A 13176-nucleotide genomic window follows, 5' to 3' on the forward strand; every position below is an offset into this window, starting at 1 on the left:
CGCGTGCTGAGGTACCTCGGCGGCCGTGCCGCCCAGGCGATCTTCGTGGTCTGGGCCGCCTACACGGTGACGTTCGTCATCCTCTACGTGCTGCCCAGTGACCCGGTGGAGATCAAGCTCAGCCAGGGCGAGGGCGGGATCGCGTCGCCCGAGAAGCTTGCCGAGCTGCGCGCCCAGTACGGGCTCGACCAGCCGCTGTGGGTGCAGTACTTCGCCCAGCTCGGCCGCCTCGTGACCGGTGATCTCGGCACGTCGATCGCGACCGGCGCGCCCGTGACGGAGTCGATCGTCCAGGCGCTGCCGCACACGATCGCGCTCGCGGGCTTCGCGCTCGCGCTGTCGTTGATCGCCGGCGGCGGGATCGCGCTCCTGGCGAGCTATCTGCGCTGGCGGCCCGCGCAGAACCTGCTGCTGGCGCTCCCGCCCCTCGGCGTCTCGGTGCCGACGTTCTGGAGCGCGCTCGTGCTCCTGCAGGTCTTCTCCTTCCAGCTCGCGTGGTTCCCCGCGACCGGCACCAGCGGGTTCGTGTCGCTCGTGCTCCCCGCCGTCGCGCTCGCCCTGCCGAACTCCGCGTTCATCGCCCAGGTGCTCTCGCGGAGCCTGCGCAGCACCCTCGCGCAGCCCTACATCGAGACGGCCCGTGCGCGCGGGGCGGGCAGGGCCCGGGTGCAGCTCGGTCATGCGCTGCGCAACGCGATCATCCCCGCCGTGACGATCGTCGGCATCACGGTCGGCAACCTGCTCGGCGGCGCCGTGGTGGTCGAGACGGTCTTCGCCCGCCAGGGGATCGGCCGCCTCACCCAGAACGCCGTGGCGACCCAGGACATCCCGATGGTGCAGGCGCTCGTCGTGCTCGCCGCCGTCATCTTCGTCGTGGTGAACCTGATCGTCGATCTGCTGTACCCGCTGATCGACCCGCGCATCGCCCGCGCCGGGGCTGCGCCCCGCGCCGCACGCCGAAGGAGGGCCGCCCTTGTCTGATCTGCTCGCCGTCGCCGAGGTCCCCGCGCTCGCCGACGCGCCCGAGAACGCCGAGGCCCCGCGCCGCCCGGGTCGGCGCCGTCGTGCGCGCCCCCGGATCTCGGCCGGGGTCGTGGTCGCGGGCGCGGTCCTTCTCCTCGCCGTCGGGTTCGCGCTCTTCCCGCAGCTGTTCACGTCGCAGAGCCCGATCGACGGGGTGCCGCGCGACACGCTGCAGCCGCCCTCGGCCGCGCACTGGTTCGGCACGGACCAGCTCGGACGCGACGTCTACACGCGGGTCGTCCACGGATCGGCGCTCACGCTGCAGGCGAGCGTGATCGCCGTCGCACTGGGACTCGTCGTCGGCTCGGTGCTCGGAACCGCCGCCGGTTTCGTGGGCGGCCACACGGATGCGGTGCTCATGCGCGTCGTCGACGTGCTGCTCGCGGTGCCCGGTCTGCTCCTGTCGCTCACCGTCGTCGTCGCTCTCGGGTTCGGCACCGTCAACGTCGCCATCGCGGTGGGTATCGGGTCGATCGCCTCGTTCGCGCGGCTCATGCGCGCCGAGGTGCTCCGCATCCGGCGCAGCGACTACGTCGAGGCGTCGATCGCGATGGGACGACGCTGGCCGGGGGTCGTGGCCGAACACGTGCTGCCCAACGCGTCGGGCCCGGTGCTCGTGCTGGCCACCCTCGAGTTCGGCATGGCGATCCTCGCGGTCTCGGCGCTGAGCTTCCTCGGCTTCGGCGCCGAGCCGCCGGCACCCGAATGGGGGGCGCTGGTGGCCGAGGGTCGCAACTTCCTGGCCACGTCGTGGTGGCTGACGACGCTTCCGGGACTCGTGGTGGTCGCCGTCGTCCTCGCGACCAACCGCATCGGTCGCGCGCTCGAGCGCGACGCCGGAGCTGCACGATGACCGACGCCCTGCGCATCGAGGACCTCCGGGTCGCATACGGCCGTGGCGCGAACGCCGGCGAGGTGGTGCACGGCGTGAGCCTCACCGTCGCGCCGGGGGAGTTCGTCTCCCTCGTCGGCGAGTCCGGGTCGGGCAAGTCGACCACCGCGCACGCGGTGCTCGGCCTCCTGCCCGGCGAGGGCCGCGTCACGGGCGGGCGCATCGCGATCGGCGAGCTCGACGTCACCGGCTGGCCCGACAAGCGGTTCGAGCGCATCCGCGGATCACGGGTGGGACTCATCCCGCAGGATCCGATGACCTCGCTCAACCCGGTCAAGCGGATCGGCGACCAGGTCGCCGAGACGATCCGGCTGCACCGGCGGGTCGATCGTCGCGGGGCGTTCGCCGACGCGGTCGACGCGCTGCGGGACGCCGGGCTGTCGACGCCGGAGACGCGCGCCCGGCAGTACCCGCACGAGCTGTCGGGCGGGATGCGGCAGCGCGCGCTCATCGCGAACGCGTGGGCGTGCCATCCGTCTCTCGTGATCGCCGACGAGCCGACGAGCGCGCTCGATGTCACGGTGCAGAAGATCGTGCTCGACCGCTTCGACGCCTTGCGCGGAGAGCAGGGCACGGCGGTGCTGTTCATCACGCACGATCTCGCCGTGGCCCTGGAGCGCAGCGACCGGATCGTCGTGATGCGCGACGGCCGCGTCGTGGACGAGGGCACGCCCGCCGAGCTCGTGACCCGTCCCGGGGGCACCTACACCCGTGCGCTCCTCGACGCGTCGCCGAGCGTGCGCCGGCACGCGCTGGCGGCCTCGCCGGGCGTCGTGCGCGCCGACGGTGCCGCGGCCCCGGGCACGGTCGTCGAGGCCGCCGGGCTCACGAAGTCGTTCCGGCTGCCCGACGGCTCGCGGGTGGTCGCCGTCGACGATGTGGGCCTGAGCCTGGAGCGGGGCGAGACGCTCGCGCTGGTGGGCGAATCCGGCTCGGGCAAGTCGACCACGGCGCGCATCATCGCGCGGCTGACCACCCCGGATGCCGGAACGCTGCTGCTGGAGGGCACGGACTCGGCGTCCGCCGACCGCGCATGGGTGAGCCGCTGGCGCCGGCGGGCGTCGTTCGTCCACCAGAGCCCGTACGCGTCGCTCGACCCGCGCAGCACGGTGGCGCGGATCGTCTCGGAGCCGCTGCGCGCGCACGGGATCGGTGACCGGGCGCAGCGCGCCGCGCGCGTGCTCGACCTGCTCGATCGCGTCGCGCTGCCCCGCGAGATCGCCGAGCGCCGGCCCGGCGCGCTGTCGGGCGGGCAGCGGCAACGCGTCGCGATCGCGCGCGCCCTGGCGCTCCAGCCGGAGCTGCTGATCCTGGACGAACCGGTGTCGGCCCTCGACGCGTCCGTGCAGGCGCAGATCCTGCAGCTGCTCGTCGATCTGCGCGCCGAGTTCGGCCTCACCTATCTGTTCATCTCCCACGATCTCGCGGTCGTGCGCCAGATCAGCGACCGTGTCGCGGTCATGACCGAGGGGCGCGTCGTCGAGCAGGGCGTCACCGATCGTGTGTTCGATTCGCCGCAGCACGAGTACACCCGGCGCCTGCTCGCGTCGATCCCGCAGCCCGGGGCGCGCGCGTCCGCGTGAGCCCGAACCCCTGTGCAGGCGCATCCCGAGCGCCGCACGACGCATCACAGAAACAGGAACGGAGCATCCATGGCATCCCCGATCATCTCCCCGGCAGGCGCGAGGTCGCGTCGGTGGGCGGGTGGAGCGCTCGTCGCCGCGCTCGCCCTCACCGGATGCGGCGCCGCCGCGACCGACGCCGAGACCGACCCGGCAGGCGACCCCGTCGCGGGCGGCTCGGTGACCCTCGCCCTCGACGGCGACCCGTCGTGCATCGACCCGGCGCAGACGTCGCTGACCAACACGCTCTCGCTCGGTGCGCAGTTCACCGACACGCTCGTCGACCAGGACTTCGAGACCGGTGAGATCGTGCCCGCCCTCGCAGAGTCGTGGGAGGTCGACGACGACGCGACCGAGTTCACGTTCCACCTGCGCGACGGGGTGACCTTCAGCGACGGCACGCCGTTGGACGCCGCCGCGGTGAAGACGAACTTCGACGCCGTCATCGACCTCGGCGCCGCGTCGTTCCTCGGCTCGACCTACCTCGCGGGGTATGTGGAGACCCGCGTCGTCGACGACTCCACGGTGACCGTCGTCTTCTCCGAGGGCAACGTGCCGTTCCTGCAGGCCGCGGCGACCGCGACGCTCGGCATCCTCTCGCCCGCCACGAACGCGCTGAGCGCGGAGGAGCGCTGCCGCGGCGAGCTCGTCGGCTCCGGTCCGTTCGTGCTGAGCGAGTACGAGCTGACCTCGCGCGTCGTGCTCACCAAGCGCGAGGGATACGACTGGCCGTCGGCGGCCGCCGGGCACGACGGCGAGGCGTACCTCGACGAGGTCGTGCTGCCGATCGTCGCGGAGTCGAGCGTGCGCTCCGGCGGTCTGCAGTCGGGTGAGTTCGACGGCATCTTCCAGGTCGCGATCCAGGACCAGGACGTCTTGGCCGCGGCCGGTCTCGGCGTCGTCGAGCGCCCGAACCCGGGCAACGTCTCGGCGCTGTTCGCCAACACGTATCGTCCGCTCGTCGCCGAGAAGGCCGTGCGTCAGGCGGTGCAGAAGTCGATCGATCGCGAGGAGTTCCAGATAGCGCTCGGCAACGAGCGCTACGCGATCCCGACCAGCGTGCTCTCGGAGACGACGCCGGGACACGTCGACCTGAGCGACGAGCTCGTCTATGACCCGGACGGCGCGGCCGACCTCCTCGAGGAGGCCGGCTGGGTCCTGGGCGACGACGGGATCCGCGAGCGCGACGGGGAGCGCCTGTCGCTCACCCTGTTCGCCGGGTCGTGGTCGCAGGCGGCTGCGGAGCTGACCCAGACCCAGCTCAAGCGCGTCGGCATCGACAGCGAGATCATCGTGCCGGAGCTGTCGCAGTCGTTCCAGCTGCGGTCCGAGGGGGACTGGGACTACTCCTTCTCGGGTCTCACACGGGCCGACCCGGACACGCTCCGCCGCGACTACTGGTCGGGCGGGCAGCCGAACAGCGCCGCGCACATCGCGCCGAACCCGATCGACGACCTCCTCCTGGCGCAGAAGGCGGCGGCCGACGTCGATGAGCGACTCGAGATCGTCGCCGAGGCCCAGCGCGCCCTGCTCGAAGAGGGCTACAGCGTGCCGTACCAGACCAACCTGCAGATCTACGGCGTCGCCGACACGCTGCACGGTCTGCGCCTGGACGCGTCCTCGCGTCTGCGTCTGTACGACACCTGGACCAGCGCGCAGTCCTGATCCCGGGCGGGGGCGGGCCCGGACGGCCCGCCCCCGCCCCCTTCCTTCTTCCGATCATCCGAGGAGTCCTCGTGTCCCGTCCCCGTCAGCTTCACTTCGGCGTCTCCGCCGGAGGATCCGGTCTGCACCGCGCCGCATGGCGTCGCCCCGACAGCGACATCGAGGGCTTCCCGGGGGTCGAGTCGCTGCAGCGGCTCGCGCAGATCGCCGAGTCGGGCAGGTTCGACACCTTCTTCCTCGCCGACGGGGTCGCGCTCGACACCGGCACCCTCGCGTACGCGCCGCCCTTCGGCACTCTCGAGCCCCTCGTCGTGCTGAGCGCCATCTCGCAGGTCACCGACCGGATCGGCCTCATCGGCACGGCGTCCACCACGTTCAGCCAGCCCTACACGCTCGCCCGTCAGCTGTCGACCCTCGACCATGTGAGCCGAGGGCGCGCGGGCTGGAACATCGTCACCTCGAGCGCCGGGGCGGACAACTACGGCGACGAGCCGCTTCCCGATCACCTCACCCGCTATCGCCGCGCGGCCGAGTTCGCCGAGGTCGTCACCGGACTGTGGAGCGGCTGGGATCCGGATGCGGTCGCCGCCGACCGTGCGACCGGTCGCTTCGCCGACCCGGCCAGGGTGCACGAGCTCGACCACCGCGGCGAGTTCTTCCGGGTGAGGGGTCCGCTGAACGTGCCGCGTTCGCCGCAGGGCCGTCCGGTGCTGGTGCAGGCGGGCTCGTCGAGCGACGGCCAGGCCGTCGGCGCGAAGGTCGCCGACGCGATCTTCACCGCGCAGTCCGAGTCGCGGCCGGCGCGGGACTTCTACGCCGCGATCAAGGCGCAGGCCGCCGCGTACGGCCGCGATCCCGATCACCTGCTCATCCTGCCCGGGCTCGTCCCGGTCGTGGGGGACTCGGAGACGGCCGCCTGGGAGATCCAGGAGGAGCTGGACTCCCTGATCGACGTCGACCACGGCCGCCGGGTGCTGGGCGTTCAGCTGGGCGGCGCCGATCTCACCGGGCTCGACCTCGACGCACCGATCCCCGAGGAGCTGCTGCCGCATCCGGACCTCATCGAGGGGCGTCGCAGCCGATACGCGATCTATCGCGAGCTGGCCGTGGAACGGAGGTGGTCCCTGCGCCGGCTCATCTCGCGCGAGCTCTCCGGCAACGGGCACTGGCACGTGGTCGGGGCTCCCGAGCAGGTGGCGGACGCCCTCATCACGCGCTTTGAGGAGCGCGGGGCCGACGGGTTCAACGTCATCCCGCCGTTCTCGCCGCGGTCGCTCGAGCTGTTCGTCGAGCACGTGATCCCGATCCTGCAGCGCCGCGGACACTTCCGCACGGAGTACGAGGGGACGACGCTGCGCGACCACTTCGATCTGCCGGCGATCCCCGGTCTGCGGGTGGGGGCGGAGGGCCTCGTCGACGTGTGACGCCCGCATACGCGGGACCGGATGCTGCAGAGCGCGGCACAGGGCCGGTTCTGTTCAGCTCGCGGAAACATGGGCGCGGTACGCTACCGCGGTCGTACCTCGATGACCGATTCCTATCCCTTCGGAGGGCGTGTGGAGAACGAGCAGTCGCGCACAGAGATCCGGGCGAAGCAGGCCGCCGACGAGGCGCATGCGCGTACCGCGTCGAGGCGCAGGAAGGCGCAGCAGGCGCGCGTTCGCCGGCAGCTGTCGCAGCGCACGCACTGGACGGCGTACGTCGGTGTGTCGATGCTGGCTCTGGGGGTCGTCGCGCTGGTCGCGGCGGCGCTGCTCACCCGCTGAAGACGCGATGCCCTCTCTCATGGCCTTATGAGAGAGGGCATCGGAACTGCAGAGCCTAGGCCCCCAGTTTTCGGGTTTCGATCGCCCGAGCCTTCGCGGGGAGCGGACGATCGGCTCATCCAATCACATGGATCTCGCCGGGCGCCAGCGACAATCCGACACGTGTCGTATTTACGTCGAGACAGAGACGCCGAGACCGCCGAACGGTCAGGTGCAGACCCGGTCACGGAACGAGCACGGTGACCCCGGCGGTCGCCAGCGCGGCGGCGAGCTCGGGGTCGGGGGCTCGTCGGTGATGAGGTAGTCGGCGCCCTCGAGCGGTACGACCTGCGCGAACAGGCGCCGTCCGAGCTTCGTCGAGTCGGCGAGGGCGGGTTCCTCGCGGTGCATGCGCCCGAGGGGATAGCTCCCCTCGAAGCACGGGCGTGATGCTGCGGCGTCGGGGACGGCGGGTCGCCGGGGCGTCCGGAAGCAGATCGGTTGTTCGGCGTCGAGCGAGGCGCTCTGTGGGACCGAGGAATCCGATCGCTGCCCTTCGTCCGGGAGCTTCGCTCCTCGCTCAGGGACCGAGAGCGGAGACTTTCGGGTCAGCTGCTCAGCGCCCCTGCGGGGCGCTCCGTGGGGTGGGGAAAGTCCAGGCAATGCGCCTGCTCAACAGAACCGGGGCGCGGAGACTTTCGGGTCAGAGGCTCACGGCCTGTCCAGGGCACTCCGGAGGGATCGGCTTCTCAGGGCGCGACGCAGGCGACCGCCCCGTCGGGCAGCGCGGTCGCGCCCGGCGTGCCGGTGAGGGCGTCGACGACGCGGGTGGCGCGGTCCCAGTAGCGGGCGTAGTGCTGGGGATCGGCGTTGATCTGCACGCGGTGCGCGACGAGCGTGGGATCGATCGTGTCGCGGTCGGGTACGCGTCGTTCCATCGCCCGGTAGAAGAGGACGGCCGAGGTGTAGGGGTCCATGCGCTCCTCGAGCGTTCCCCAGTTCTCCTGCTGCTGGAAGAGACCGAGTGAGGTGGTGCGACTGCCGTCGGGGTTGGTGACGCCGTTCGTCTCCCAGTCGCCGTAGTCGAGGTTGCGCAGCGACGACTCGCCCATCGCGGTCATCACGGCGATCGTCTGGTCGCGTGCGCCGAATCCGAGGTCGCGGCCCGCGGTGAGGATGGTGCACGCGTTCGCGAGCTGTTCGGGGCCGTATCCGAGACCCGGCGGAGGCGGGGATGCGGCGGGCTCGACGCCGAGTCGGATGTCGCCGAGGGGTTCCGAGAACGCCCGGACGGCGACGACGCCGGCGGCGATCACCGCCGAGAGGGCGAGGCACACGACGACGATTCCGGCGGTGACGCCGAACACCCGCAGGCGCTGCCGGCGACGGCGCACGGACCGGCGCCGGCCTCGCTGCGTGCGCCGACGGCGGCGGGTCGATGCGGCGGTGCGGGCGTTCATCGGGCGTGACCCTCCGGGATCGTCGCGGGCCGGCGCCCAGCGAGGACGCCGCTCAGCTTAGGCAGATCGGCTGAGGGATTCCCTCACCCGGCACCGCGCCGCCGCAGGCCGTCCGGCCCAGGACCGACGGCACATGCAGGACAGCCGCGCGGCACGGCTGTCCTGCATCGCCGTATCCGCGATCCGCGGCGTCGATGGAGCGATCGTCGGGCGAACGGCTCCACCGGTCGTCAGTCGTCGTCGCGCAGAGATCCTCGAAAGGACGATGGACAGGTCGGTCGACGCCCGCGATTGCGCCATCCATCGGACCGGCACCGCCGATGTCGAGGAGTTGTGCACTCCTGTCGCCCGCCAATGTCGACAGGCCTCGCAATGTCGGTCCCGCAATGTCGGCGGAGTCCGCAATGTCGACGAGTCCCGCAATGTCGGCGGAGTCCGCAATGTCGACGAGAGTTGTGCGCCTATCGGGGTGATCTCTCACGCGCCGGCGACACCATCGAGAGCCGCGTCGTCTTCGTCATTGCGACGGCGCTGCTTTCTTTTCCGGAACGGATGCCCGTGCTCCGGGATGCCGGCGTGCGGTGTCATCTCCGCCATGCGTCGAAACGCGGGGTCTCGACTAGTGCGCGGCTTCGTAGGCTTCGAGCACGACCGCGGGGATTCGGCCGCGGTCGCTGACCGAATGCCCGTTCTCGCGTGCCCAGGCCCGCACGTCGGCGAGATCGAGCTTCGCCTGGCCGGAGCGCTCGCGAGCGGGTCGTCCGGTGATCTTCGGCCGACTCACCGAACGACCCGCCGAGACGAACGGCGCAAACGCGTCGCGGAGCTTCTGCGCGTTGTCGTCGGAGAGATCGATCTCGTAGGCGCGGCCGTCGAGGGAGAAAAGGATGGTCTCTCCACCTTCGTCGATGGGAGTGCTGTCGAGGTCGTCGATGAGCTGTGTGAATTGTTTGCGTGCCATTCAATAGACACTAATACGAATTCCCCCATCAAACGTCACGATTGCGTGATTCGGGGGTCCTATTGCGAAACTCACCGGTGCGCGATAGTGCTCCGGGAATGCTCCGGTCCCCGGCTCGCGCCGCGTGGTGTGCATCCGCCGAGACCGCGTCGGGGAAATCAGTGTGCGGCAGCATATGCCGTGGCGGCCCTTCGATACGGGTGACCGCGATCATGACCTCGACCAATTCGCGTTCGACCCCGCCGATGACGATCGCGACCGTGTCGACGCCGAGAGCGACACTAGGCTGCGCAGGTGTCCACCATCCGGTCCCTCGCCGTGCCGATCGCGTGCGTGCTCGTCGTCGTGGTCGCGGGCTGTGTCGCCTCCGTCGACACGCAGGCACCGGCCGATGCTCCGCGCGTGGTCCTGCCGCCGTCCGGCGCATTGCCCGACTACCAGCTCGGCGGCGCCTACGACCCGGACCCGCGCGCGGGCATCGTGGTGCGCGATCGCACCGAGCGGCCCGTCCCCGACGTGTACTCGATCTGCTACGTGAACGGGTTCCAGACGCAGCCAGGCGAGCGTGACGACTGGCCCGACGACCTGGTGCTCCGCCGCGACGGAGCCGACGTCGTCGATCCGGAATGGCCGGACGAGGCGCTTCTCGACACGGGGACGGATGCGGCGCGCGCCGCGATAGCGCAGCGCGTGGGCGGCTGGATCCAGGGCTGCGCGCAGGCGGGCTTCGATGGTGTCGAGTTCGACAACCTCGACTCGTACACGCGGTCCGAGGGTGCGCTCTCGTTGGAGGACAACCTCGAGCTCGCCCGCCTCCTCGTGCAGGTGGCGCACACGGAGGGCCTTGCCGCCGCGCAGAAGAACGCCGCCGAGGACGCGGCGCGGCTTCACCGTGATGCGGGCTTCGACGTCGCGATCGCCGAGGAATGCGCGGCCTACGAGGAGTGCCCGGCCTACACGCAGGTGTACGGCGAGCAGGTCGTCGCGATCGAGTACACCGACAACGAACGGCGTCCGTTCGAGGCCGTCTGCGCCGACGATGCCACGCCACGTTCCGTTGTGCTGCGCGATCGCGACCTGGTCACGCCCGCCGACGAGGACTACGTGCTCGAGTGGTGCTGAGCGGTGCGGTCAGGAGGAGGCGACTGCTCGCACCAGGTCGCCGTGCGAGGTCCCCTCGAGGTAGCGGGCGACGGTGTCACGACTGCGGGTGAGGCAGCCGATCCGCGACTCGAGCGCGGCGAGCTCGTCGGCGAGCTCCTCGGCCAGCGACCTCGAGCACTCCACCGGCAGCGCGCGGTCGCACTGCTCCTCGAGGTCGAGCACGATCTTCGCCATGCGGGTCGACAGGCCCGACTGGATCAGGCCTTTCACGCGCGTCGCGCGATCGACATCGACGTCGGTGTAGCTGCGGTAGCCGTTCGCCGAGCGCTCCGACGACAGCAGATCCTGCTGCTCGTAATAGCGCAGCATCCGCGTGGGGATGCCGGTGCGCGCCGACAGCTCGCCGATCTTCATCCGCTCTCTCCCCGCGCTTGACATTGACACTGATGTCAAAGTTTACGCTCGCGTCATGACTCTCTCAACGACCTCTCCATCGGCCGATGCCGCGACCGCGCGCTTTCCCCTGCGCGCCTTGCTGCTGCTCTCGACCGCGGTGCTCGTCACCGTCACCGCGGAGTCCCTCCCGGCCGGTCTCCTGCCGGAGATGGCCGCCGATCTGCGGGTGTCGCCGGAACGGATCGGCACCCTCATCTCGGTGTGGGCGCTGACCGTGATCGTCACGAGCGTGCCGCTCTCGCGAGCGCTCCTGTCGGTGGATCGACGCCTGAGCGTCGTGATCTCCCTCGTGATGTTCGCGCTCGCCAACCTGGTGACCGCGATCGCGCCCGACTACGGCGTCGTGCTCGCCGCGCGCGTGCTCGCCGCGGTCGCCCACGGCGTCTTCTGGTCGATCGTGATCGTGTACGCGACGTCGTTGCTGTCGCCCGGACACCTCGGACGAGGTCTCGCGATCGTCACCGCGGGCGGCACGGCCGCCACCGCGATCGGCCTGCCGGCCGCGACGCTGCTCGCACAGGGCCTCGGATGGCGGGCCGTCTTCGTCGTGCTCGGAGCGACCGCGCTCGTGCTCGCGGTCGTCGTGCTGCGCGCCATGCCCCGCTCGCTCGCCCCGACCGTCGCCCGGGGGCGATCGTCCCGCGGGTTCTGGGGCGACCGGTCGTTGCCGGCCGTGGCGACGTTCGGTCTGGTCGCGGTCCTGATCGCGACGGCCCAGTTCGGGTCGTTCACCTACATCCGCCCCTATCTGTCGGAGTCCGCATCCGTGGCGCCGGAGTGGAGCGCCGTCCTGCTGCTCGTCTACGGCGCCGCGGGCCTGCTCGGCGTCGTCGTCGCGGGGGTGCTCGCCGATCGCTTCCCGCGCGGATCGTTGATCGCCGTGCTCGTCGTGTTCGCGGCGTCGTTCGCGGCGCTCTCCCTCGTCTCGGCCAGCATCGTCGCCGTCGTTGCGTCGCTCGTCGTGTGGGGCGTCGCGTTCGGCGCGGTGTTCCCGCTGCTGCAGACGATCCTCATGCGCATCGCGAGCGAGCGCACCCGTCCGCTCGCGAGCGCGGGGATCGTCGTCTTCTTCAACGTCGGCATCGCCGCGGGGCCGTGGCTGGGAGCCGCGGCCGGCGGGGCGTCGACGCCGACGACAGCCATGGCGGTGTCGGCGTGCGCCATGGTGCTCGCCGCGGTGCTTGGAACCCTCGGCGTGCTTCTGGCCGGTCTTCGCCGCGCGGGCTGACCGGGGGCCGTCCGTGCGCAACCCTCCCGGCCGACACGGCGGGCGTGCCAGGATGACAGGGCGGGCATCCGCCCGCGGAGGGAGCATCGACATGACCGTGCCCGACACCACCCCCGCCGCCGAACCGGAGACCCTGCGCAGCGCCCGTCTCGTGCGCGCCGCGATCTGGGTCGCCATCGGCGCACTCATCGCCGCGGCGATCGTCAGCGTCGTCTGGGTGCTGGTCGGCACGCAGAACGGGATCGTCGGTCGCGCCTTCCTGACGATCCTGCTGCTTGCGGCGTTCGCCGGCGTCGCCATCCTCGATGCACACCTCGCCCCGCGCCGTCCCGCCTGGTTCGCGCTGGTGAGCATGGCCGGGTGGGTGGTGGCGCTGCTCGTCGGCGCATTCCTCATCTGGATGCCGGAGCGCTCCGTCGTCAGCGGCTTCGGCGACCTGTACTCGCCGAGCCCGCTCACCGGCATCTCGCGCTTCCTGTCGTTCCTGCTCATCGTGCTGATCATCCAGCTCGCGATCCTGCACGTGCGTCTATACACGAAGGCCGTCGCCCGCGTGCCGTCGACGTTCAACCGGATCACCGGATACATCACGATCGCCCTCGTGGTGGGGCTCGCGTTCATGCTGATCCTGCCGCTGATGCTGAACGAGTGGGTCCGCTTCTACGAGCTCTACTGGCGTCTGGTCGTCGCCGTGACGATCCTCGCCGCGGTCGGCACGGCGCTCGTCCCGCTCGTGAACCTGCTGTTCGCGCCGCGGCGCCCGCGAGAGGCCGCGCCGCAGTCCGCCCCGGCGTGGCCGACCTACGCCGACGGCGTGACGCCGCTGCCGGTGCTGCAGGACGGCTCACCCGACTGGAACGCGTACTACACCGGCTACCCGACCGGGTACGTGCACCCCGCGGCGCCGGCGACGTCGCCGACGGCGGCTGCGGCGTACGCCCCGCAGCCGACGGTCGGCGAGCCGGCGATCACCCCGTCCGAGCCGCCCGTCGCGCCTCCCACGCAGCCGTCGGCCGGATA

13 protein-coding genes are annotated in these 13176 nt (G+C 71.2%); 9 read left to right on the forward strand and 4 right to left on the reverse strand.

What is annotated here, in order from left to right; genetic code table 11:
- Nucleotides 1–3 precede the first annotated feature (3 nt).
- The 6 genes from GVL03_RS04535 (at nucleotide 4) to GVL03_RS04560 (ending at nucleotide 6968) form a co-directional block, all read left to right on the forward strand.
- Nucleotides 4–981: an ABC transporter permease gene (locus tag GVL03_RS04535; protein ID WP_159499801.1), complete on the forward strand. Its 978-nt coding sequence runs from the start codon at nucleotides 4–6 to the stop codon at nucleotides 979–981.
- Nucleotides 974–1876, forward strand: coding sequence for an ABC transporter permease (locus tag GVL03_RS04540; protein WP_200847057.1), 903 nt, complete (start codon nucleotides 974–976; stop codon nucleotides 1874–1876). The genes GVL03_RS04535 and GVL03_RS04540 overlap by 8 nt, the downstream gene beginning before the upstream one ends.
- Nucleotides 1873–3498, forward strand: coding sequence for an ABC transporter ATP-binding protein (locus tag GVL03_RS04545; RefSeq protein ID WP_159499802.1), 1626 nt, complete (start codon nucleotides 1873–1875; stop codon nucleotides 3496–3498). The genes GVL03_RS04540 and GVL03_RS04545 overlap by 4 nt, the downstream gene beginning before the upstream one ends.
- A 69-nt stretch (nucleotides 3499–3567) precedes the next feature.
- Nucleotides 3568–5202 (forward strand): ABC transporter substrate-binding protein, encoded by a 1635-nt coding sequence (locus tag GVL03_RS04550; RefSeq protein ID WP_159499803.1) that lies wholly within the window; start codon nucleotides 3568–3570, stop codon nucleotides 5200–5202.
- 71 nt (nucleotides 5203–5273) lie between these two features.
- Nucleotides 5274–6626, forward strand: a complete 1353-nt coding sequence (locus tag GVL03_RS04555) for an LLM class flavin-dependent oxidoreductase (protein WP_159499804.1) — start codon at nucleotides 5274–5276, stop codon at nucleotides 6624–6626.
- A gap of 102 nt (nucleotides 6627–6728) precedes the next feature.
- The gene (locus GVL03_RS04560) at nucleotides 6729–6968 is read left to right on the forward strand and encodes a hypothetical protein (protein ID WP_159499805.1); all 240 of its coding nucleotides are present in this window, start codon (nucleotides 6729–6731) and stop codon (nucleotides 6966–6968) included.
- Between the two features lie 207 nt (nucleotides 6969–7175).
- Here GVL03_RS04560 and GVL03_RS04565 read toward each other — a convergent pair whose 3' ends face one another.
- The 3 genes from GVL03_RS04565 to GVL03_RS04575 all read right to left on the reverse strand — a co-directional run bounded on the left by GVL03_RS04565 (nucleotide 7176) and on the right by GVL03_RS04575 (nucleotide 9368).
- Entirely contained in the window at nucleotides 7176–7358 is a 183-nt protein-coding gene (locus GVL03_RS04565) for a hypothetical protein (RefSeq protein WP_235038020.1), read from the reverse strand.
- 338 nt (nucleotides 7359–7696) lie between these two features.
- Nucleotides 7697–8407: a peptidase M23 gene (locus GVL03_RS04570; RefSeq protein WP_235038021.1), complete on the reverse strand. Its 711-nt coding sequence runs from the start codon at nucleotides 8405–8407 to the stop codon at nucleotides 7697–7699.
- 619 nt (nucleotides 8408–9026) lie between these two features.
- Nucleotides 9027–9368 (reverse strand): Lsr2 family protein, encoded by a 342-nt coding sequence (locus GVL03_RS04575; RefSeq protein WP_159499806.1) that lies wholly within the window; start codon nucleotides 9366–9368, stop codon nucleotides 9027–9029.
- 294 nt (nucleotides 9369–9662) lie between these two features.
- On the opposite strand from GVL03_RS04575, the gene GVL03_RS04580 reads away from it, so the two are divergent.
- Nucleotides 9663–10490, forward strand: coding sequence for an endo alpha-1,4 polygalactosaminidase (locus GVL03_RS04580; RefSeq protein ID WP_235038022.1), 828 nt, complete (start codon nucleotides 9663–9665; stop codon nucleotides 10488–10490).
- 9 nt (nucleotides 10491–10499) lie between these two features.
- Here the strand turns inward: GVL03_RS04580 and GVL03_RS04585 are convergent, their stop codons facing one another.
- Nucleotides 10500–10886 carry a MerR family transcriptional regulator gene (locus GVL03_RS04585; RefSeq protein WP_159499807.1) on the reverse strand — a complete coding sequence of 129 codons (387 nt, stop codon included), beginning with the start codon at nucleotides 10884–10886 and terminating at the stop codon, nucleotides 10500–10502.
- A gap of 55 nt (nucleotides 10887–10941) precedes the next feature.
- Here GVL03_RS04585 and GVL03_RS04590 point away from each other — a divergent pair, with 55 nt between their 5' ends.
- Together GVL03_RS04590 and GVL03_RS04595 are read left to right on the forward strand one after the other, a co-directional pair.
- Complete coding sequence (locus GVL03_RS04590) at nucleotides 10942–12156, forward strand: MFS transporter (RefSeq protein ID WP_159499808.1); 1215 nt, start codon at nucleotides 10942–10944, stop codon at nucleotides 12154–12156.
- Between the two features lie 91 nt (nucleotides 12157–12247).
- A partial coding sequence (locus tag GVL03_RS04595) for a hypothetical protein (protein WP_200847058.1) occupies nucleotides 12248–13176 on the forward strand: 929 nt, incomplete at its 3' end.

The organism is Microbacterium sp. 18062 (assembly GCF_902706225.1).
In the GTDB taxonomy this organism is placed as follows: Bacteria; Actinomycetota; Actinomycetes; order Actinomycetales; family Microbacteriaceae; genus Microbacterium.

Excerpts from the sequence above, each read along its gene's own strand:
- GVL03_RS04545 (WP_159499802.1), top strand. The coding sequence starts at position 1,873 with ATGACCGACGCCCTGCGCATCGAGGACCTCCGGGTCGCATACGGCCGT.
- GVL03_RS04550 (WP_159499803.1), top strand. The coding sequence starts at position 3,568 with ATGGCATCCCCGATCATCTCCCCGGCAGGCGCGAGGTCGCGTCGGTGG.
- GVL03_RS04560 (WP_159499805.1), top strand. The coding sequence starts at position 6,729 with ATGACCGATTCCTATCCCTTCGGAGGGCGTGTGGAGAACGAGCAGTCG.
- GVL03_RS04565 (WP_235038020.1), bottom strand. The coding sequence starts at position 7,358 with ATGCACCGCGAGGAACCCGCCCTCGCCGACTCGACGAAGCTCGGACGG.
- GVL03_RS04570 (WP_235038021.1), bottom strand. The coding sequence starts at position 8,407 with ATGAACGCCCGCACCGCCGCATCGACCCGCCGCCGTCGGCGCACGCAG.
- GVL03_RS04575 (WP_159499806.1), bottom strand. The coding sequence starts at position 9,368 with ATGGCACGCAAACAATTCACACAGCTCATCGACGACCTCGACAGCACT.
- GVL03_RS04585 (WP_159499807.1), bottom strand. The coding sequence starts at position 10,886 with ATGAAGATCGGCGAGCTGTCGGCGCGCACCGGCATCCCCACGCGGATG.
- GVL03_RS04590 (WP_159499808.1), top strand. The coding sequence starts at position 10,942 with ATGACTCTCTCAACGACCTCTCCATCGGCCGATGCCGCGACCGCGCGC.